Genomic DNA, 20,173 nt, shown 5'->3' on the forward strand with positions numbered 1-20,173 from the left:
GCATTAATTTTTAAAAATGATTTTCTTTTATATTGTTGCAGCCATCATTGCGGTGGTGTTGATTGTTATTAATTTACCTGTTTTCGGGCGCCTGCCTAGCGGTTCAAGATCTGAGAAAATTCATCATCTGGCAAATTATAAAGACAAGGCCTTACAAAATTTATCTCCAACACCTATGCAGCCGGAAGGTGTAAGCTTTTTCAAGGTTTTGAAAGCTTTTCTTCTGGGTAAGCATCCCAATAAAATCCCAAATAAGAATTTAAAAGTTGTTCAGCCAGATTTAGATGCGGTACCGAAAGATAACTTACCCGAGTTAATTTGGTTCGGGCATTCCTCTTATTTGATCAAAGTAGATCATCTTCGGATTCTGGTAGATCCTATTTTTAGTAAAGTTCCATCTCCTTTTTCATTTATAGGAAGTAAAGCATTCCCGGGAACTGATTTTGTAAAGGCTGAGCAATTTCAAAATATAGATATTCTACTGATTACGCATGATCACTACGATCATTTAGATTACCAAACAATCTTAACTATTGCACCCAATTTAAAGAAGATCATCACTTCGATTGGTGTGGGGTCACATTTAGAAAGATGGGGGATCCCGGTAGATAAAATAAACGAACTTTGCTGGAATGAATCCATCTCGATTACCAACGATTTAAGATTTACAGCAGTGCCAGCGAGGCATTTTACCGGAAGGAAATTTAAACGTAACCAAACCTTGTGGTCTGCCTTTGTCTTGGAAACAGAAAAATCAAAGTTTTTTCTTGGTGGTGATTCTGGATATGATACCCATTTTGCCGAAATAGGTAAAGCTCACGGACCATTCGATCTTGCCATTTTAGAGTGTGGCCAGTACAATACTTATTGGCCTTTTATTCATATGTTTCCGGAGGAAACTGTAAAAGCAGCGATAGACCTAAGGGCAAATGTACTGTTGCCCGTACATTGGGGTAAATTTACTTTAGCCATGCACCCCTGGGATGAACCCATACAAAGAGTAGTGGCTGCTGCTAAAGAAAGTAAGCTACATTTAGTAACGCCAAGGCTAGGCGAAACCATTATACTTGATCAGTATTTACCGATTGCAAACTGGTGGCAAGAAGAATAAAATTAAACAATAATGGCATGACGGTGTTTAATTTTAAAATTAGATAAGATATGAAAACAGACCTTGTAGAAATATTTCAAACGATTAGAGCAGGAGTTCAACCTTATGCTACGCGAGGTTACACCGTTCATGAGAATTCTGAAACAGGATATGATCTGTATAGCGAAAAGAATATTGAGACAGCCGGTGAGAAAATTACAGAACGCTTTTTTATAGGGATTTACATTAATGGAGATGTAGTAGAGGTTAAGCTTAATGCAGCAGAATTCACGACTAATACTCAAAGTTTACAGGAGTTCGGCGATGAAAAAATCGGCTATCAAATTTCAGAATTAAACGATCAGAAATTAAGTGAAATACAAACTTTCGTTGAAATTATCCATACCAACTTCAAAGAAAAAGAGTGGATATAACAATAGGATAGCTAAATTTGTTGCAAGCATTTAAGCAGATAAATTAGCATCCTTGAATCAACCAGCAGTTAATCAACATATAGAATGGCATCAACAATTAAGATCCAGATTGGAGGATCTTAAAATTGAATGCCATTTTTCTTTGGATCAGGATTTTTGCTTACTTAGCTTGGGCAATGGCAAATTCGTAGTTAATCTGGTTAGTATTAAAAATTCATTTCCTCCTGATGACCTTATTGAGCTACAGGAAAAGCACAAAAGTGCCGAAATAAAGCTTGTTCACCTCTGGGAAGATGTTTGGCTTAGCCGGCCTTTACAAGTTGTTGCCAGAATTGAATCTTTACTTGGCTTGAATATTAGAATTCACGGTAGGAAAACTAAAGTAGAGAAAATTACTAAGCCTATAGCGGATCAGTTTCTTGATCAAAACCATTTACAGGGCGCAGTAAATAGCCGGTATAAATTTGGGTTATTTGAAAGGGAAGATTTAGTTGCTGTAGCTACATTTTCTGCACTCAGAAGTATGAATCATACTGAAAATTATAAATCTGCCGAATTAATCAGATTCGCAGTGAAGTCTGGTTATAGTGTTACGGGAGGTTTAAGCAAACTGATTTCACATTTCTCGGCACTTCAGAAACCGAATGATGTAATGACTTATGCAGACAGAGACTGGTCTTCTGGTGAAGCTTACACCACGCTCGGCTTTTCATCAACAGCTACAATAGCATCTCAACAATTTTCGCTTGATCAAAATTTCAACCGATCGCTAGTCAAAGATGCTACCTTGGCTGCTGATGCAGTGGTTTTTAATACCGGTAGTCTTAAATTTATTCTAAAGTTCTAAATGGCAGATCACAACCTCATCATCATTTTAGGAGCTACCGCATCAGGTAAAACAAAGCTTGCAGTTCAGGTAGCCAATGAACTAAATGGCGAAATTATCAGCGCAGACAGTCGGCAGATATTTAGAAAAATGAATATCGGAACAGGAAAAGACCTGCATGAATATGAAATTCATAATAAAATTATTCCCCATCACCTGATTGATATTTTAGATCCTGGAGAACGGTATCATGTTGATGCATTTAAAAATGATTTTTATGAGGCATTTGAATCAATTGCCAGTAGAAATAAGTGGCCTGTTTTGTGCGGAGGTACGGGGATGTATATTCATAGTTTGCTACAAAATCAACAATATACGGCAGTTCCCATTAATGCGCCATTACGGGCTGAGCTGGAAGTTTATGAGAAAGAACGGTTGGCACTTAGGTTACATGCCTATCCTCCGGCGCATATTGCACATGTTGATGTCTCCTCAAAAAAAAGATTGATCCGGGCAATAGAAATTGCAGAATATCTGGAAAACCACAACATTGAAGAAAAACAACAGCCTGAGATTAAGCCGTTAATTTTTGGATTGAAGAATCAGGTTGAATTGACCAGGTCTAAAATTCTCTCCAGGCTGCAACACCGACTGGAGAACGGAATGATTGAGGAAGTATCAGAATTAATTTCCAGTGGTGTTTCGAAGGAAATATTAGTGTTCTATGGTTTAGAGTATAAATTCATAGTGAGTTACCTTGATGGCCTACTTACTTATGAGGAGTTGAAGTTAAGGCTTGGAACCGCCATTTGTCAATACGCCAAAAGGCAAAATACTTTTTTCAGGAAAATGGAAAAAGATCAGGTAGAGATTATTTGGCTTGATGCTACACTGCCAACTGATTTGTTAAAACAATATATTTTAGAAAAGGCCTTGTCATGATGTTTAAATACCTTGCTGTAAGTAAGTTCACGGTTTAAATTCCTGAAAGTTGTTATTTCTCTGCTTTTGGCACACGTTTTGTAAAGATGGTGATATATTAATTTAACTTAAAAATAATATTTGATGAAAACTTTTACTAAAATTATTGCTACTTCAGCAGCTGTAGTGGCATTATTCTTCGCAACTAACGCAAACGCACAATCTCAAAAATTAGGAATAGGAATTATTGGTGGTATCCCTACCAGCGATGCATATAGTGTAGCTCTTGGTGCTGATTTACGTTACCAATTTGATGTTGATAAACAATTATCCATTCCAGTAACAGCTGGTTATACCCGTTTCTTAGCTAAAGATATTAATTTAGGTAATGTTACGGTTGATGGAACAGATTTTGGATACATTCCAGTTAAAGTTGGTGCAAAATATTTCTTCAACGAATCGGGAGCAGGTGTTTATGGTTTAGCAGAACTTGGTGCTGGTTTTGGTACTAACAAAGGTAGTGGAACTTCATTCGTATATTCTCCTGCATTGGGTTATGCTTGGAGTAGTGGTTTAGACTTAGGTGTTAAATATGAAGGTTTATCAAGAGACGGTGGTAGCACTGGTTATGTTGGTTTACGTTTAGCATACGGTTTTAGCTTATAAGCTAAATACTCATTAGCTTTTATAAAGCCTCAGCTTTCGCTGAGGCTTTTTTTATTTATAAAAATTTCTGAAAAAAATGAAAATAAATAAATCTAAATGAAATCAGTTTCCGTATATACACCAAAACCTTATTAATTAACTTAATTTATCTAATATGAAAACGATTACTAAAATCTTTGCTACAGCAACAGCGGCAGTTGCACTTTTTGCTTCAACTAGCTTGAATGCACAAACCATGATGGAAACTGATCCGAATCCGGCTCCAAAAGGTATGGGCTTTAAGGTTGGCGTAGGAATTAACGGCGGTGTGTTCCGCGATAAATCGCCAATGGATTACGCTTATGGTGCAGATTTAAAATTACAATGGGATCTAACACCATATGTTGCAATAACGGCATCTGGTGGTTACACAAAATTAATCGCTAAGGATAATGCGGTAGATGCAGATTTTATTCCAGCTAAAGGTGGAGTAAAAGTATTCCCGATTAAAAGAATGTATTTAGCTACTGAAGCTGGAGCGGGTATTTCTATTCAGGATGGTGCAAAAACCAACTTTATCTATTCTGGTGGTCTTGGTTATGAATTTGGCGGTTTCGATGCTGGTGTAAGATATGAAGGTTATGTGAACGATAGCGCTTCGACAACTTACTTCAGAAAAACTGGTCAGTACGCACTTAGATTGGCTTATAATTTTAAATTATAATTAAAACATCATTTAATCTGAAAGCCTCGCAATTTGCGGGGCTTTTTTTGTTTATTTAATATTTAAATCCCTATTTTGAACCGAAAACCAAATACCATGAAACGAATATTCGGAATTGTTATTCTTGCTGGCCTTATGGCTTGTAACCCATCAGAAAAAAAATCATCAGATAAAAAAGATACACTTCAAAAAGACTCCATATCTGTAAATAATGAGGTTTCTATAAAAGATCAAAAGAAAGCAAATATTTTTATTGAGTACGTGAGTTTAAAGGATGCGTTGGTTAAGGCTGATCAAAAACTTTCTCAAAAGGCTGCTGCAGATTTACAAAAAAGCCTGGCAAACTTCGAAGGTTGCGAACCTACCGCAGAAATAGCTGGTAAAATCGCAGCAAGTAGTGATCTTGCTGATCAGCGAAAAAGTTTTACAACCTTAAGTGCTGATTTGATCGCACTAATGAAAAATGCCGAAATAGAAAAAGGAACTATTTATGTACAACATTGCCCTATGGCCAACAAAGGCGACGGAGGGGATTGGTTATCAACTGAAAAAGAAATTAGAAATCCATATTACGGTGATGAAATGCTGGAATGCGGCAGAGTAACAGAAGAATTAAAAGCAAAATAGAAAGTATTTCAAAGTTAAATTCAGTATGATTGTTACGTCTTTTTGACTGATAATTCATATTAATTTAACAGATTTGTTATGCATGTATATTAATTTTATATAATTTAGAAAGCTATAAACACAATACAATAATATGTCAGATATTGCAGAAATTAAAGTTGATGGTAAAACGATAGAATTGCCAGTAATTACAGGAACAGAAGATGAAAAGGCCATTGATATTTCTAAATTGAGAGATCTTACTGGTTTTGTAACTTTAGATACTGGATTTAAAAATACGGGTTCTACCAAAAGTAAAATCACTTTTTTAGATGGTGAAAAAGGTATCTTAAAATATAGAGGATATTCAATTGAGGAGCTTGCTGCAAAATCCAGTTTCTTAGAAGTAATTTATTTGATCGTCTACGGAGATCTTCCAACTCAAACGCAATTAGAAGATTTACAGGCTGATATTAACAGTCACACATTGATTCATGAGGACATGAAGAAGTTTTTTGATGGCTATCCGTCAAGATCTCATCCTATGGGTCAGTTAGGTTCTTTAATCTTTTCGCTATCAACATTTTATCCGGAATGTTTAAAGCCGAATCAAACAGCAGAGGAGCAAAATCTAACGATCGTTAAGTTATTAGCAAAATTCCCAACTATTGTTTCATTCGTTTATAAGAAATCATTAGGTCATCCGCTTATTTATCCAAAAAATAAATATGATTATGTGACTAATTTCCTTTGGATGACCTTTGGACAACGTACAGAGGATTATGATGTGAATCCAATTGTTGTTAACGCAATGAATAAATTGCTTATTCTACATGCAGATCATGAGCAAAACTGTTCGGCATCTACTGTTCGAATTGTTGGTTCGTCTGATTGTAATTTGTATGCATCTATTGCTGCAGGTATCGCAGCACTTTGGGGTCCGCTACACGGTGGTGCAAACCAGGCTGTTATCGATATGCTTGAACTAATCAAAGCTGATGGTGGCGATACTGAAAAGTGGATTAACAAGGCAAAAGATAAAAACGATCCTTTCCGTATGATGGGCTTCGGACACAGGGTTTATAAAAACTTTGATCCACGTGCTAAAATCATTAAAAAAGCATGTGATGATATTTTAGAGAATTTAGGTATTGATGATCCAATTTTAGAAATCGCTAAAAAACTGGAGGAAGCAGCCTTAACAGATCAATATTTTATTGACAGGAAATTATATCCTAATGTAGATTTCTACTCTGGAATTATTTACAGAGCCCTGGGCTTCCCTTCAGAAATGTTCACGGTGTTATTTGCATTGGGTCGTTTACCGGGATGGATTGCTCAATGGAAAGAAATGCATGAAAACAAAGAGCCGATTGGCCGTCCTCGTCAGATTTATGTTGGTGAAACTGATAGAGAATTTGTAGAGTTGAAGGATAGAAAATAATATCCAGATCCAATAAAATACCAAAGCCTCAGCATTCCGAATGCTGAGGCTTTTCTGTTCAAACCAATTGAGTTAAGCAATAAAGTAATAGATGGTTTCTGAGATTATTTTTTCTGTAATAACCAACGTTATGGCATAGAGTATAACAACCTGGAACATCTTCCATATCGTAGCACTTCTGCTGCGGTTATAAAATAATTTTAATGCCTTGTAAATATACCAAACAATAGCGACAAAAACGATCACTCCGATAAAATTCGACGTTGCTGAATCAAGTCCAAACACGTGCTTTTTAATCGGACTGGTGATAATCTCTTCAATAAAATAGGCTGTCATTCCATGGATAGTAAAAATCAGGTGGTCCAGATAGTATTTCTTATTCTTACGGAAGATAATCATAATAAACATGGCCAGGATTGGCATCAGCAGGAAATACTGTTTTGGACGGTAATGTTCTATTTCTTCTTTCAAAGTCCATCCGGAAACCATTTTTTGATTGACCGTAATATCTCTTTTCTTGAGGGTTCGTTGAAACCAGTTATCCTTTTCATTGGCAGAAAGTTTAGCTTGCCTGTTTAAATAAGATGTATAAGTACTGTCTTGCTTAATGATGTGAAATTTATTGTATTCTTCCAGCAGGTCAGCATTGAAATCCGAGGTTTTCGATTTGCTTTTGAGATCAGCAATAGCTTTTTCTTGTTTTTTAAACGTAAGATCTTTGAACTCGCTAATCGAAATGTTGCTGTTAATGCGGTTTATGGCTGTTTTAGCGATTCCGCTTACTACGTTATTTTCTCCGTTTATGCTGGTGTCTATTAATTTAGATGTGGCTCTTTCAATTTGCTTCCTTTCTAGTTTTGTTTGGTGCTTTGATCTATCGCCCTCAACAGAAGCTTTAGGCACAACAATAAAATAGACAATAGATACGAAAATGTACATGCTCACCGGATTAATATATCGGGCTCGTTTTCCGGCAAGATAATCTAGTGTAACTTGTCCTGGTTTAGTTAAGAGCGGAGTGAGTGTTTGAAAAAACTTATTATCAAAATGAAAATAATGGGCAATACTGTGACTGATAAATCCCCAGAAGCTTTCTTTAAGTTCTAAATTGGGTTGACCGCAATTGCTGCAGTAATGCTTTTCTACATGAGAACCACAGTTTAAACAATTGTGTTCTTTTCTGTATTTACCAGCTGACATAATAAAATGGATTGAGAGATTAAATTAATGAGTGATGGCTTCGATAGCCTTTTCTTCAGCTTTGGTATGTTTGTGTTTAAATAACAATGCAAAAAGTACGGTGATAATTAACGCATAGATGGTAAAAGATAGCCAGATGTGGTGCCAGTCTTTCATTTGAATGGCTTTATCGAAAGTGCCGTTGTTTAAGATACTTACCCCCTGACTTTTAACAAAGGCAAGCAAATGATTATTAGTAGGTTCTGACCCTACAAATTCGGATGTAGCCTGGATAGTTGTAAAAGATTTGGTAAAATATCTATCAATCATCCAGCCAGATACCAAACTTCCAAATACGGCACCAAAGCCATTTGTCATCATCATAAACATACCTTGAGCAGAAGACCTCGTTTTTGCAGTAGTAGAAGTTTCCACAAACAGCGAACCGGATATGTTAAAGAAATCAAAAGCCATTCCATAAACCACACAAGATATAATAATCATCCAAAGGTTGCCAGCAGGATTTCCATATGCGAAGAATCCAAAACGGAATACCCAGGCCAGCATGGCGATAATCATTACTTTCTTAATGCCAAAATGCTTTAAGAAAAATGGTATTGCCAAAATAAATAAAGTTTCAGAAACTTGCGAAATCGACATAATAATGGTCGAATATTCAACTACAAAAGAATCTGCATATTTTGGAAAATGTTTAAATTCATCAAGGAATACATCGCCATAAGCATTAGTAAGTTGTAAGGCCCCTCCTAAAAACATCGAGAAAATAAAAAATAAGGCCATTTTGTAATTGGCAAAAAGCTTAAAAGCTTCTAATCCCAACGTGTGCATTAGTGAAGCTTCTTCTGAAATAAGTTTACTAGGTTTACATTTTGGTAAAGAAAACGCATAGATGCCCAAAACTAATGCACCTGTTCCTGCTATATAAAATTGATTTGCACTTGCTTTATTCTCCGTTAAATTCGTGATCCACATTGCTGCGATGAAGCCAACTGTTCCCCATACCCGGATGGGAGGGAAGTCTTTTACAACATCCAGGTTACCAGATTTTAAGGTGGTATAAGAGATAGAATTGCTTAAGGAAATGGTTGGCATGTAAAAACACATGGCTACCAGCATGGTCCAGAAAAAGGCATTCGGACTTTCAACTTGCGGCAGATAAAATAGCACGCCAGCATATAAAATATGGAGTATGCCATATAGTATTTCTGCATTTACCCATTTATCGGCAATGATGCCGGTTAGGGTAGGCATAAATAATGATGCAAAACCCATAGTGGCGAAAATTGCACCAAACTGAGTTCCATCCCATTGTTTTGTTCCGAACCAATAATTTGCAATTGTGATAAGCCAGGCACCCCACACAAAAAATTGCATAAAGCTCATTAAGGTTAAGCGAAACTTAACATTCATCATATCGTTTGTTTGATTTTTGAAAGTAAAGGTTGAATATAGAACTAATTTGAAACATAATTCAAAAATAAACCCAAATTATTTTAAACAATTTGGGTTATTTCTATTTTTAGATTTTTATAAAGAAAATTATTGAATTTAATCGCTCTAAATTAAATTTAATAAGGGAAAATTTCACGATGTTCCCCGTTTATTTAATTCATCTCTTAATCTTGCGGCTTTTTCGTAAGCTTCTTCTGCGATAGCTTCTTGTAATTTTTGCTGCAATTCTTCCAATGATAAGTCTGTAAAACCTTGCTGTTTTCCGCTGCCTGGTAAACTATCAGCATCTGGTTCTTTTGCTATCGAATCCATATTTTCCAGAAATAAAAAGTCGTTTCCTTCGATTACAATTCCTGCAGAAGATAAAATGAATTCGTAAGTATAGATCATGGCATCGAAACGTACAGCCAGTGCAATTGCATCAGATGTACGTGCATCGATTTCATGTTTATTCTTCCCATCGTTACAAATTAATTTTGCATAAAAAACACCATCAACCAAATTATAAATAATGATCTCCTCAATGTTGATATGGAAAGTATCTGCCATTGATTTAAATAGATCATGGGTTAATGGCCTGCTAGGCGTCATTTTCTCAATTTCTATAGCAATAGCCTGTGCCTCAAAAGCACCGATAATGATAGGCAATCGCCTCCGTCCATTCACTTCTCCTAAAACAAGGGCATAGGCGCCAGATTGAGTCTGGCTGTAAGATAATCCTACAATATCTAACTTAACTTTTTTCATATCTATATTTCAAACCTGGTAGGTTTTACAGACTGCCAGGTTTAAAGATTTTTATCCTTTATGTGCTTTTAAAGCTTCAATTAATTTCGGTACTACCTCAAAAGCATCGCCAACTATCCCGTAATCAGCTACTTTAAAGAAAGGCGCTTCCGGATCTTTATTAATCACTACAATTACTTTAGAAGAACTTACACCTGCCAAATGTTGGATCGCACCTGAAATTCCGATTGCAATGTATAAGTTTGGACTGATGGCGATTCCCGTCTGGCCAACGTGTTCCGAGTGAGGTCTCCAATCTGCATCAGAAACTGGTTTAGAACAAGCCGTTGCTGCACCTAATAAACCAGCCAGTTCTTCAATCATCACCCAGTTTTCTGGCCCTTTTAAGCCTCTTCCGGCAGATACAACTAATTCTGCATCCGGTAAAGAAACTTTATCCGTTGCCCTAACAATATCCTTAATAACAGTCCCAAGGTCTGATTGTTTAATATCGGCAGCAAAGTTCTCGATTGCTGCATCTGTGGCATTTTCTTTAACACCAAAAGCATTTGGATTCAAAGCAATTACCTTCTTAGCAGATGTTAACTCGGTAATGGCAAAAGCTTTTCCCGAAAATGCTGTTTTCTTAACCGAAAACTTACCATCAGTACTTGGTAATTCCACTGCGCCATCTGCTAAGCCAGCTTCAAGTTTTACTGCAATTCGCGGAGCTAAACCCTTTCCTGAGAAAGAATTGGATAAAACAACAATATCTGCACTTTCCTTTTTAGCAGCAGCAGCAATTACGCTTGCATAGGCCTGGTTAACGAAAGTTTTTAATTGATCTGCACTTACATTTAATACTTTAGCTGCACCGTATTTTCCTAGCTCTTTTAATTCACTTTCGGCAACTTCGCCAATAGAAATTGCGGTTAGGTTGGTTGATTGCTGATCTGCAATGGCTTTGGCATAAGAAACGGCTTCAAAAACAGATTTCTTAAACTTACCTTCGGCTTGTTCTACATATACTAATACTGACATATATTTATTTCTTGATCCTGATTCGGATTTGTGTAACGATTTGATTAATTGGGTAATAAAACGAAATTAGATTACTTTTGCTTCGCTGTGAAGTAAGCCAATAAGAGATTCTGTTTGATCTGCAGGCACCAATTTAACAGCTCCGCGTGGGGCAGGTGTTTCGTATTTGGCAACCTTGGTTACTGCTTCAATATCTATAGCGTCTACAACAGTTAAAGGCTTGGTTCTGGCACTCATAATTCCACGCATGGTTGGGATTTTTGGTTCTGCAACACCTTCTGCACAGCTGGCAATAAATTTGCCTGATACCGTTACTACTTCTTTACCACCTTCAATTTCTCTTTCGATCGTCGCTGTAGTGCCATCAAAGTCTAGTTTCTTAATAATTGAAATAGATGGAATATTTAAAAATTCTCCAACCATTGCCGCAACCTGGTTACCATTATAATCAATAGATTCACGACCGGTTAGGATCATGTCGTAATCCTTATCTTTCGCGTATTCTGCGATCTGTTTAGCAACGAAATAAGCGTCACGTGGAGCTGCGTTCACACGAACAGCTTCATCAGCACCGATCGCCAATGCTTTTCTAACAGTTGGATCATTTGCTGCTTCACCAACATTAATTGCCGTTATCGTTCCCTTACCACCTTCAGTAAGTTCAATTGCTCTTGATAACGCGATCTCATCATAAGGATTTACAATATATTGCACTCCTGCAGTATTGAATTCGGTATTATCGTTGGTAAAAGTTATTTTTGTCGTCGTGTCGGGCACGTTACTGATACAAACTAATATTTTCATATTTATTGAGATTTATATATAAGGTCTTTCTGCAAATTTAATTAAAAAAGCAAGGAAATAAAATGTCATCAACCCGTTTAGCCAAGTTATTGGAGTTTTTAGAAAGTGAGCCTAACGACCCATTTATTCTATATGCCTTAGCCACAGAGTATAACACTCAAAATGATAAGGAAAAAGCTTATTCTTTTTACCTTCAATTAACTGATAAACACCCTGATTATGTGGGAACTTATTATCATTTGGGTAAATTATATGAGAAGGATGGGCAAAAAGAGAAAGCAATCGAAGTTTATCAGAAAGGAATGGTAACCGCAAGAAACAAGCGGGATATGCATGCTTTTTCAGAATTGCAAGGTGCATATAACACGGCTGCAGGTTTAGATTATGAAGATGATTAGTTTGCGATTGATAGTTTACAGTTAACAGTTTGCATTTTACAGTTAACAATTTTCAGTTGGCAGTATTTAGTTGTTTATATCTTTATTCGGCAGTAACAATCTTTAAAAATCAGCAATTAAATAATTTCTTTAAATGCAAGCTAAAACTATTTCAACTAAAAAACGCTGGTTATTTATTCGCAATGTGGTGTTTTTTACTTTTACCTCTTTTGGTGGTGCTCAAGCCCACCTGGCGTTATTATTAAAATATTTTGTACACCATACTAAGTTTATTTCAGAAGAAGAATTATTAGAATTAAATGCGTTGGCACAGGTTTTACCCGGACCAGCCTCTACACAAACGTTAGTAGGAATCGCCTGGAAAGTTGGTAAACTGAAATTGGCAATTATTACATTTCTGATTTGGATTCTTCCTACGGCAGCGGTGATGACGCTGGCTGCAATCAGCTACGCCTTACTGGATCAGAAACAAAAATTTAATGATATTCTGGAATACATTCAGCCCATTGCTTTGGGGATTGTAGCTTATGGCGCATGGAATCTGGGAAAAAAAGTACTCTCATCCCAGGTTTCAATATTTTTAGCCATAGCTTCTGTGGTAGCAACATTTGTTCTTCGCAATGCTTATGTTTTTCCGCTGGCTATTTTAGTAGGAGGGATCATCTCGTCAGCGATAGAAACACCTCGCGAAGAAACCGAATTAAGAGTAAAGTTATTTTCAAACCTTAATCCGCGCAAACTAATCTACTTTTTAGGAGCCTTGCTGGTATTTGCGTTGGTAGGCGCCATCATTAATCGGACTTCTCCATTTAGTTTACCCATTCGTTTACTGGAAAATTTCTATCGTAATGGTATTCTTGTTTTTGGTGGGGGACAGGTACTTGTTCCTTTAATGTTTACTGAATTTGTAGAGATGAAGCATTATTTACCATCAACCGGATTTCTATCTGGCTTTGCGCTTCAGCAGGCACTTCCGGGACCAACGTTTTCATTTACCAGTTACCTAGGCGCTTTAAGCATGAAAAACTTTGGCTATGGAGTATGGGGACAAGTACTGGGCGGTTTGATTGGGGTGATTGGCATCAATTTACCTGGTTTAATTTTGGTTTTATTTATTGTTCCTTTTTGGGATGATTTAAAAAAAATCTCCAGAATTCGCCATAGCCTTTCAGGGATTAATGCGGTAAGTGTCGGCTTTATCATCGCAGCATTTATTTTGTTGCTTATCCCTATGGGGTTTAACTGGCTGTTTTTGGCGATTATGCTGGCAACTTTTTTACTCCTTAATTTTACTAAAGTTAGTCCACCGGTTATTGTGCTGGCAGGAATTCTGATTGGATATCTTTTTTAGAACAGACTTTAAAACTTTAAGCTAAATTTTGGCTATATCAGTTATAGAATAATTACTATTTTTGATTATGCTTAAATTCATCTGTTTATCACTCTTATCTCTGGTTATCCATTGCGCTTCTGCACAAAATATGCATAGTAAAAAAGCCGATAGCTTATATGCAGCTAAAAATTTTGTTACAGCCGGTAAATATTATTTGTTGGCTGCTGGTACAGCCGAATTTAAAGCTTCGAAACGTAACCAATATTATAATGCTGCTTGCTGCTTCTCATTAAGCGGTAAAACAGATAGCGCTATGGTATTGCTAAAAAAAGCAGTTAAAAATGGTTATAAAAACGGCGCACACCTAGTGGTAGATACAGATCTTAAGCCATTGCATAATATGTCTGAATGGGCGCCACTGGTTGACCAGATTGAAAAACTGAAGTCTAGCACAAATGATCCGCTGAAAGCGAAACTAATTTCCACCGATATCAAAAATTTTTGGAAGGCATATGATTTAGCGCAAAAAGATACCATTAATCGCCTAGCCATTTATAAAAAATATTATGTAGATCCTGGTACAGTGGGGTTGCAGGATTATTTTGCAATGAAAGTAGGTAGTATGAAATACTTTGTTCGTACGCATGATAATAAGCCTAAATTCTATGCTGCTATCCGAAAAAACACATCTATGGTTGATATTCAAAAACCTCAGATGATTGCGAGCTTTGTGAAATTTAAACACCTATATCAGGAGGCTAATTTTCCCGATGTATATTTTGTGATGGGCGCGTTTACCTCTGGTGGTACATCTTCAGATAATGGCTTACTAATCGGCCTTGACCAAATTGTGCGCACTCCCGATATTCCGGTAAGCGAACTGTCGCTTTGGCAAAATAACAATTTTAATGATCTATCTAGTTTGCCTAACTTAATCGCGCACGAGTTGATTCATTTTAACCAAAATGGTATGAAACAAGACACTTCGCTTTTACACGGTGTAATGGTAGAAGGTATGGCAGATTTTATTGGTGAGCTGATATCTGGAAATAATGCGAATCAGCGTTTACACGTCTGGGCAAAGGGAAAAGAAAAGCAACTATGGAGCGATTTTGAAAAGGAAATGTACCTCAAGCGCAGTTATAACTGGATTGCTAACTCAGACCAGGAAACTGCCGACAAACCAGCCGACCTAGGCTATTGGGTAGGATACCAGATTTGCAAAGCTTATTATGATAAAAGCAGTGACAAAGCCAAGGCTGTAAATGATATGTTGAATATCAAAGACTATAAGGCATTTTATGAGCAAAGTGGCGCAAATAGGCTGTTTAAAAATGCCGAAAATTGATGGTATCATTCTCCTTTTAAAAAATAGCCAGACGGCTCAACACATGCTATCAGTTTTAAGCCCTCTATTTTTAAAAAAAAAGCAAAGCTGGATGATTTTAAATTAGAAATGGACAATCAATAATGACCCGACATAAACATAAAAAAAGCCATTTCAAAATTATGAGATGGCCTTATGTTAATAATTATGCTTTCTAAAAAGGTGGTTCATCATCATCATGCATATCATTTCCTCTGGAAGGCATAATGATAGTGTTTCCCTGAGGTCTGGGATTATTAAAGTTATCGAAAGATGCAGAAGGTAACATCCCGGCACTAGAATCTGCAGATCCCAACATTGGTGAATTAAAATCTTCTTCCAAATCGGTAAACTTCACAAACTTACCAATAAACCGAAGTGGCACAATTCCGGTTTCACCATTACGGTGTTTTGCAATGATAACCTCACCAATACCGGCTTGAGAGCGTCCTTGCTCATCTTCTGTAATTCCATAATATTCCGGACGGTATAAGAATAGCACCATATCCGCATCCTGCTCAATGGAACCAGATTCCCTCAAATCTGAAAGCATCGGACGTTTACCTTGTAAACCAGGTCTACTCTCTACCGCACGACTCAACTGAGATAGTGCCAATACTGGTACATCTAATTCTTTCGCTACAGATTTTAAAGCCCTGGAAATACTGCCAATTTCCTGCTCACGGTTACCCCCGCCTTTTCCTTCTCCCTTACCATGCATCAGCTGCAAGTAATCTACAATAACCAACTGAATGTCGTATTGAGATTTTAGCCTCCGGCATTTTGCCCTAAATTCAAAAATATTTAGCGCGGGAGTATCATCAATAAGTAGTGGTGCTTCTGTTAATCGGCCAATTTTACTATGCAATTGTTGCCATTCCCATTCCTGTAGGTTCCCTTTTCTGATTTTTTCTTGCTCAATTTCGGCTTCCCCGGAAATCAAACGATTCACTAATTGAACTGAAGACATCTCTAGTGAGAAAACTACAGTTGGTTTTGCAAAATCTACTGTAGCATTTCTCGCACAGGTAAGTACGAATGCTGTTTTTCCCATCGCCGGACGAGCAGCAATAATTACTAAATCCTGCTTTTGCCAGCCACCTGTAATTCGATCCAAGCCAGTAAAGCCAGTTGGAACACCAGTTAAACCATCTGTTTTCGTTCTTAATTCTTCTAATGTTGCCAATGACTGCTTAATGATATCATCCATTTTCTGGGTATCTCTGCGCAAGTTGTTTTGGGCAATATCGAATAAACCTTTCTCTGCATGATCAAGCAAATCGAAAATATCGGCTGTATCTTCATAAGCCGTGGTAATAATATCGGTAGAAATCCTGATTAACTCTCTTTGAATATATTTCTGAGAAATGATCCGGGCGTGAAATTCTATATTAGCTGCTGATGCAACCCGGTTAGTAAGATTGGTAATGTAATAGGCACCGCCAACCATTTCTAATGACCCCATCTGGCGAAGCTCTGCCGTTACGGTTAAAATATCTACAGGCTTAGATTTTTCGAAAAGCATATGGATAGCCTCGAAAATCTTTTGATGAGATTCCTGATAAAAAACCTCAGGTTTCAGAATGTCGATAACAGCAGATAAAGCATCTTTTTCAAGCATGAGGGCTCCTAAAACGGCTTCTTCCAGATCCAAAGCCTGTGGAGGTAATTTCCCCATAGTACTTACTGTGCTGGTTAGCCGTGCTTTCCTTGCCGTTAAACTGTTTTTTCCGCCTTGTCCGTTATCGATACTCATTCTACAAAAGTAACGAAAAGTTTAGCGGATTTAGTGAACAAGTTACTAGCAGTTTCTTAACAAATTGATCTCGAATCAAATTGAATTTTTCTGCTTTTTAAATCATGACAATTTTGAACAACAAGAGATGGAAAACGGAGAATGGAAAATGAAGAATGGAAAATGTGGAATGGAAAAGGGAAGATGTGGAAAATGGATAATGTAAAACGGTAGATGGAGAACGAAAAACGACCAACGAGAAGCGGAAAGTGGAAAATGTAAAACAGGAGATGAGGAATGGGGAAACTGTAAAACGAAAAACTACCAACGAAACAAAAAGTTACATATATCACGTCAATTCCCTATTGTCAAACCTCTATTTCCTAATTACGAATAAATTTCCTCGCCTTTGCCGTAAAAACAATTACTTTTGCAAACAATTTCGAAACATGGATAATTTTAGAAGACCGCAACGCGCAAAAGAAAATAATGAGTTTGTATTTGGCATCAGAGCCGTTATTGAAGCAGTGAAAGCTGGAAGAGATATTGAAACGATTTACCAGCAACGCGGTTTGGGCGGAGACCTTTTCTTAGAATTGAAAGCTTTATTAAAAGATACGCTCATCCCTTTAAATGCTGTTCCTGTTGAGAAATTGAACCGCATGTCGCAGAAAAATCACCAGGGAGTTATTGCGGTGATTTCGCCTATTACTTATCAAAATATTGAGGATATCGTTCCTGCTGTGTTCGAAAAAGGAGAGGTGCCTTTAATATTGGTATTAGATAGTGTTACTGATGTACGTAATATGGGCGCTATCGCACGTTCCGCCGCCTGCGCTGGGGTGCATGCCATTGTTGTGCCTTTAAAAAATGCAGCTCAAATAAATGCTGATGCGATCAAAACTTCAGCTGGTGCTTTATTTAATATTCCAATTTGCAGACATTCAAATCTCCACAAAATTTGCTTGTATTTACAGGATAGCGGATTACAGATTGTAGCTTGTACAGAAAAAACGAGCGATTTAATTTATGCACCTGATTATACCATGCCAACAGCAATCGTAATGGGGTCAGAAGATGAAGGTATTTCAAACGAACTTTTGCGTGTAGCAGATCATTTGGCTAAAATTCCGATGGCTGGTAAAATAGAATCTCTAAATGTTTCTGTTTCAGCTGGTGTGATTTTGTATGAAGCCGTTAGGCAAAGGGGAATATAAGAAGTAAGATGGATGATGTTATAATGTGAAATGGATAATGGAATTTAAATTCTCCATTATCCATTTCACATCTTCCATCCTTTATTAGATAAACTTATTCCCAAAACGAGATTTCACTTCAGCTACAAATTCTTTAACTTTTTGCTCTTCATTTCTTGGGCAAATCATCAACATGTTGTTGTTCTCTACCACAATATAGTCGTGCAATCCATTCAGGATCACCAATTTTTCTTTAGGTACATTTACCATACAGTTCGAAGAATCGAACATAATTACTTGTTCTGATGGAATTACTGCATTACCAACATAATCTTTATCAGCCATTTCATAGATAGATGCCCAGGTTCCAAGATCCGACCAACCAAAGTCTGAAGGAAGAACGTAAACATTATCTGCCTTTTCCATAATACCAAAGTCGATGGAAATATTTGTACACTGGAAATAGGCATTATTGATGAATTCTTTTTCACCACCTTTGTTTAATTCAGATCTGCCAATATTGAAAATTTCATACATATCTGGCAAATGCTTTTCGAATGCATTTAATATTGCACGTGCCGACCAGATAAAGATACCGGCATTCCATAAGAAATCTCCACTCTGAATAAACGATTTGGCTAATTCCAAATTTGGTTTTTCAGTAAAGGTTTTCACCTTGTGCAAATCAGTATCAGTGTTTAATACGTGATCCGTATGCTGAATATAACCATAACCAGTATCAGGGCGATTAGGTTTAATTCCCAGCGTGATTAAACAATCGTTCTTAGCAGCTGCTTGCAATGATTGCTCAATGGAATCAATAAATCCGTCGAGGTCAGCAATGGTATGGTCTGATGGCGCAACCACAATTGTTGCATTTGGATTGAGTTCTGCAATCTTGAAACTTCCATAAGCAATACAGGGTCCGGTGTTTCTCATCAAAGGCTCTGCGAGAATTTGATTGTCGTCCAACTCAGGAAGTTGCTCTTTAATTAAGGCTGAATAGATATCATTGGTTACAATAAATATATTTTCAGGTGGGCAGATTTTTAGAAATCTTTCGTATGTGCTTTGAATCAACGTTTTACCAACGCCGAAAAAATCTATAAACTGTTTTGGGTATTCTGTTCTACTAACGGGCCAAAATCGACTTCCGACTCCGCCTGCCATAATAAGTGCATAGTAATCTTTATTCATTTTATATTTTAATGTTACACAATCCCTTCGTTTAGGAGATCATGTAGATGGATTATTCCAAAGTAAGTATTTTGTTCTAACACTAGCAACTGTGTAATGTTATTTTCCTTAATTATGTGTAGTGCATCAACAGCAAGTGAGTCATATTGTATACTTTTGGGCAACCTGCCCATGATGTCTTCGGCTTTCAATCCTACAATTGACCCGTTGTTCTCGAGCATTCTGCGGATATCACCATCGGTTATTACACCAACTATATGATTCTCGGTATCAACAACAGCAACAGCACCTAAACGGTTTTTACTAATTTCTATTAAAACGTCTTTTACTGAGGCAGATGGACTTATGGCTGGTTTTTCATTCGTTGAAGCGAGATCGCCAGCTTTTAAATATAGTTTTTTACCTAATGAACCACCTGGATGATATTTGGCGAAGTCAGACTCATTAAACTCTCGGCATTCTAAAAGGCAAATTGCCAATGCATCCCCCAGGGCGAGTTGAGCAGTTGTGCTGGTGGTTGGTGCCAGATTATGGGGGCAAGCCTCTTTCTCAAACGCAGTGTTAAGAATTAAATGTGCTTGCTCTGCCAAAAATGAACCCATTTCGCCAACCATTCCAATTAAAGTATTTCCCGCAGATTTTAATAAAGGAACCAATACTTTGATTTCAGGTGTATTTCCACTTTTTGATAGACAAATAATTACATCTTTTCGCTGAATCATCCCCAAGTCGCCATGTATCGCATCTGCGGCATGCATAAAAATTGCGGGCGTTCCGGTAGAATTGAATGTAGCTACAATCTTTTGAGCAATGATTGCACTTTTACCTATTCCAGTCACAATTACGCGGCCTTCGCAGGTTAAAATCGTCGATACTACCTCTACAAAATCGTCGTTTAGATTCTTTGCAACATTCAATATTGCTGCTGCTTCGAGCTCTAATGTACTTATAGCCGACTGGAGAATATATTTTTTACTTTTCAAAGAGAAAATAATTGTTTGTTGATACTTGAAATTCTTGTAAAATTATGTTATT

20 protein-coding genes are annotated in these 20,173 nt (G+C 37.1%); 12 read left to right on the forward strand and 8 right to left on the reverse strand.

Annotation, left to right across the window (positions count from 1 at the left end):
* The first annotated feature begins 16 nt into the window (after positions 1-16).
* From ACN1CD_RS04900 to ACN1CD_RS04935, 8 genes are all read left to right on the forward strand, one after another.
* Entirely contained in the window at positions 17-1,111 is a 1,095-nt protein-coding gene (locus ACN1CD_RS04900) for an MBL fold metallo-hydrolase (protein ID WP_419129179.1), read from the forward strand.
* Between the two features lie 50 nt (positions 1,112-1,161).
* Positions 1,162-1,524: a hypothetical protein gene (locus ACN1CD_RS04905; protein WP_419129181.1), complete on the forward strand. Its 363-nt coding sequence runs from the start codon at positions 1,162-1,164 to the stop codon at positions 1,522-1,524.
* A gap of 52 nt (positions 1,525-1,576) precedes the next feature.
* Complete coding sequence (locus ACN1CD_RS04910) at positions 1,577-2,371, forward strand: hypothetical protein (protein ID WP_419129183.1); 795 nt, start codon at positions 1,577-1,579, stop codon at positions 2,369-2,371.
* Positions 2,372-3,292, forward strand: coding sequence for a tRNA (adenosine(37)-N6)-dimethylallyltransferase MiaA (gene miaA / locus ACN1CD_RS04915; RefSeq protein ID WP_419129185.1), 921 nt, complete (start codon positions 2,372-2,374; stop codon positions 3,290-3,292).
* Between the two features lie 123 nt (positions 3,293-3,415).
* Positions 3,416-3,937, forward strand: a complete 522-nt coding sequence (locus ACN1CD_RS04920) for an outer membrane beta-barrel protein (protein WP_419129187.1) — start codon at positions 3,416-3,418, stop codon at positions 3,935-3,937.
* 154 nt (positions 3,938-4,091) lie between these two features.
* On the forward strand, positions 4,092-4,640 hold the full coding sequence (locus ACN1CD_RS04925; RefSeq protein WP_419129189.1) for a hypothetical protein: 549 nt from the start codon (positions 4,092-4,094) through the stop codon (positions 4,638-4,640).
* Between the two features lie 96 nt (positions 4,641-4,736).
* On the forward strand, positions 4,737-5,267 hold the full coding sequence (locus ACN1CD_RS04930; protein ID WP_419129191.1) for a DUF3347 domain-containing protein: 531 nt from the start codon (positions 4,737-4,739) through the stop codon (positions 5,265-5,267).
* Between the two features lie 133 nt (positions 5,268-5,400).
* Positions 5,401-6,690: a citrate synthase gene (locus tag ACN1CD_RS04935; protein ID WP_419129193.1), complete on the forward strand. Its 1,290-nt coding sequence runs from the start codon at positions 5,401-5,403 to the stop codon at positions 6,688-6,690.
* A 72-nt stretch (positions 6,691-6,762) separates the two neighbouring features.
* On the opposite strand, the gene ACN1CD_RS04940 is transcribed toward ACN1CD_RS04935, so the two are convergent.
* The 5 genes from ACN1CD_RS04940 to ACN1CD_RS04960 all read right to left on the reverse strand — a co-directional run bounded on the left by ACN1CD_RS04940 (position 6,763) and on the right by ACN1CD_RS04960 (position 11,913).
* Positions 6,763-7,890 (reverse strand): DUF3667 domain-containing protein, encoded by a 1,128-nt coding sequence (locus tag ACN1CD_RS04940; protein ID WP_419129195.1) that lies wholly within the window; start codon positions 7,888-7,890, stop codon positions 6,763-6,765.
* A gap of 24 nt (positions 7,891-7,914) precedes the next feature.
* Positions 7,915-9,300 (reverse strand): nucleoside permease, encoded by a 1,386-nt coding sequence (locus tag ACN1CD_RS04945; RefSeq protein WP_419129630.1) that lies wholly within the window; start codon positions 9,298-9,300, stop codon positions 7,915-7,917.
* A 174-nt stretch (positions 9,301-9,474) separates the two neighbouring features.
* Positions 9,475-10,089, reverse strand: a complete 615-nt coding sequence (locus ACN1CD_RS04950; protein WP_419129197.1) for a bifunctional nuclease domain-containing protein — start codon at positions 10,087-10,089, stop codon at positions 9,475-9,477.
* 51 nt (positions 10,090-10,140) lie between these two features.
* Positions 10,141-11,109, reverse strand: coding sequence for an electron transfer flavoprotein subunit alpha/FixB family protein (locus tag ACN1CD_RS04955; protein WP_419129199.1), 969 nt, complete (start codon positions 11,107-11,109; stop codon positions 10,141-10,143).
* A gap of 66 nt (positions 11,110-11,175) precedes the next feature.
* Positions 11,176-11,913, reverse strand: a complete 738-nt coding sequence (locus ACN1CD_RS04960; protein WP_419129201.1) for an electron transfer flavoprotein subunit beta/FixA family protein — start codon at positions 11,911-11,913, stop codon at positions 11,176-11,178.
* Positions 11,914-11,975: 62 nt separating this feature from the next.
* Between ACN1CD_RS04960 and ACN1CD_RS04965 the strand changes: the two genes are divergently transcribed.
* The 3 genes from ACN1CD_RS04965 (at position 11,976) to ACN1CD_RS04975 (ending at position 14,992) form a co-directional block, all read left to right on the forward strand.
* Positions 11,976-12,311, forward strand: coding sequence for a tetratricopeptide repeat protein (locus ACN1CD_RS04965; RefSeq protein ID WP_419129203.1), 336 nt, complete (start codon positions 11,976-11,978; stop codon positions 12,309-12,311).
* Between the two features lie 133 nt (positions 12,312-12,444).
* Positions 12,445-13,662, forward strand: coding sequence for a chromate efflux transporter (gene chrA / locus ACN1CD_RS04970; protein ID WP_419129205.1), 1,218 nt, complete (start codon positions 12,445-12,447; stop codon positions 13,660-13,662).
* A gap of 130 nt (positions 13,663-13,792) precedes the next feature.
* Entirely contained in the window at positions 13,793-14,992 is a 1,200-nt protein-coding gene (locus tag ACN1CD_RS04975; protein WP_419129207.1) for a TPR end-of-group domain-containing protein, read from the forward strand.
* Positions 14,993-15,185: 193 nt separating this feature from the next.
* Here ACN1CD_RS04975 and dnaB read toward each other — a convergent pair whose 3' ends face one another.
* On the reverse strand, positions 15,186-16,766 hold the full coding sequence (dnaB, locus tag ACN1CD_RS04980) for a replicative DNA helicase (RefSeq protein ID WP_419129209.1): 1,581 nt from the start codon (positions 16,764-16,766) through the stop codon (positions 15,186-15,188).
* A gap of 428 nt (positions 16,767-17,194) precedes the next feature.
* On the opposite strand from dnaB, the gene rlmB reads away from it, so the two are divergent.
* The gene (gene rlmB, locus ACN1CD_RS04985) at positions 17,195-17,962 is read left to right on the forward strand and encodes a 23S rRNA (guanosine(2251)-2'-O)-methyltransferase RlmB (protein WP_419129211.1); all 768 of its coding nucleotides are present in this window, start codon (positions 17,195-17,197) and stop codon (positions 17,960-17,962) included.
* 84 nt (positions 17,963-18,046) lie between these two features.
* On the opposite strand, the gene ACN1CD_RS04990 is transcribed toward rlmB, so the two are convergent.
* A complete protein-coding gene (locus ACN1CD_RS04990; protein WP_419129213.1) occupies positions 18,047-19,138 on the reverse strand; it encodes a mannose-1-phosphate guanylyltransferase in 1,092 nt (363 codons plus the stop codon).
* A 14-nt stretch (positions 19,139-19,152) separates the two neighbouring features.
* Positions 19,153-20,121, reverse strand: a complete 969-nt coding sequence (locus ACN1CD_RS04995) for a KpsF/GutQ family sugar-phosphate isomerase (RefSeq protein WP_419129215.1) — start codon at positions 20,119-20,121, stop codon at positions 19,153-19,155.
* Positions 20,122-20,173 lie beyond the last annotated feature (52 nt).

Origin of the sequence: Pedobacter sp. N23S346 (genome assembly GCF_048515415.1) — a bacterium.
GTDB lineage: Bacteria > Bacteroidota > Bacteroidia > Sphingobacteriales > Sphingobacteriaceae > Pedobacter.

What these genes read in the sequence shown, in the direction of transcription:
- ACN1CD_RS04905 (WP_419129181.1), top strand. Translation starts at nt 1,162, where the DNA reads ATGAAAACAGACCTTGTAGAAATATTTCAAACGATTAGAGCAGGAGTT.
- ACN1CD_RS04935 (WP_419129193.1), top strand. Translation starts at nt 5,401, where the DNA reads ATGTCAGATATTGCAGAAATTAAAGTTGATGGTAAAACGATAGAATTG.
- dnaB (WP_419129209.1), bottom strand. Translation starts at nt 16,766, where the DNA reads ATGAGTATCGATAACGGACAAGGCGGAAAAAACAGTTTAACGGCAAGG.
- ACN1CD_RS04920 (WP_419129187.1), top strand. Translation starts at nt 3,416, where the DNA reads ATGAAAACTTTTACTAAAATTATTGCTACTTCAGCAGCTGTAGTGGCA.
- ACN1CD_RS04900 (WP_419129179.1), top strand. Translation starts at nt 17, where the DNA reads ATGATTTTCTTTTATATTGTTGCAGCCATCATTGCGGTGGTGTTGATT.
- ACN1CD_RS04945 (WP_419129630.1), bottom strand. Translation starts at nt 9,300, where the DNA reads ATGAATGTTAAGTTTCGCTTAACCTTAATGAGCTTTATGCAATTTTTT.
- rlmB (WP_419129211.1), top strand. Translation starts at nt 17,195, where the DNA reads ATGGATAATTTTAGAAGACCGCAACGCGCAAAAGAAAATAATGAGTTT.
- ACN1CD_RS04925 (WP_419129189.1), top strand. Translation starts at nt 4,092, where the DNA reads ATGAAAACGATTACTAAAATCTTTGCTACAGCAACAGCGGCAGTTGCA.
- ACN1CD_RS04960 (WP_419129201.1), bottom strand. Translation starts at nt 11,913, where the DNA reads ATGAAAATATTAGTTTGTATCAGTAACGTGCCCGACACGACGACAAAA.
- ACN1CD_RS04950 (WP_419129197.1), bottom strand. Translation starts at nt 10,089, where the DNA reads ATGAAAAAAGTTAAGTTAGATATTGTAGGATTATCTTACAGCCAGACT.
- ACN1CD_RS04975 (WP_419129207.1), top strand. Translation starts at nt 13,793, where the DNA reads ATGCATAGTAAAAAAGCCGATAGCTTATATGCAGCTAAAAATTTTGTT.
- ACN1CD_RS04955 (WP_419129199.1), bottom strand. Translation starts at nt 11,109, where the DNA reads ATGTCAGTATTAGTATATGTAGAACAAGCCGAAGGTAAGTTTAAGAAA.
- ACN1CD_RS04940 (WP_419129195.1), bottom strand. Translation starts at nt 7,890, where the DNA reads ATGTCAGCTGGTAAATACAGAAAAGAACACAATTGTTTAAACTGTGGT.
- ACN1CD_RS04990 (WP_419129213.1), bottom strand. Translation starts at nt 19,138, where the DNA reads ATGAATAAAGATTACTATGCACTTATTATGGCAGGCGGAGTCGGAAGT.
- ACN1CD_RS04965 (WP_419129203.1), top strand. Translation starts at nt 11,976, where the DNA reads ATGTCATCAACCCGTTTAGCCAAGTTATTGGAGTTTTTAGAAAGTGAG.
- ACN1CD_RS04930 (WP_419129191.1), top strand. Translation starts at nt 4,737, where the DNA reads ATGAAACGAATATTCGGAATTGTTATTCTTGCTGGCCTTATGGCTTGT.
- miaA (WP_419129185.1), top strand. Translation starts at nt 2,372, where the DNA reads ATGGCAGATCACAACCTCATCATCATTTTAGGAGCTACCGCATCAGGT.
- chrA (WP_419129205.1), top strand. Translation starts at nt 12,445, where the DNA reads ATGCAAGCTAAAACTATTTCAACTAAAAAACGCTGGTTATTTATTCGC.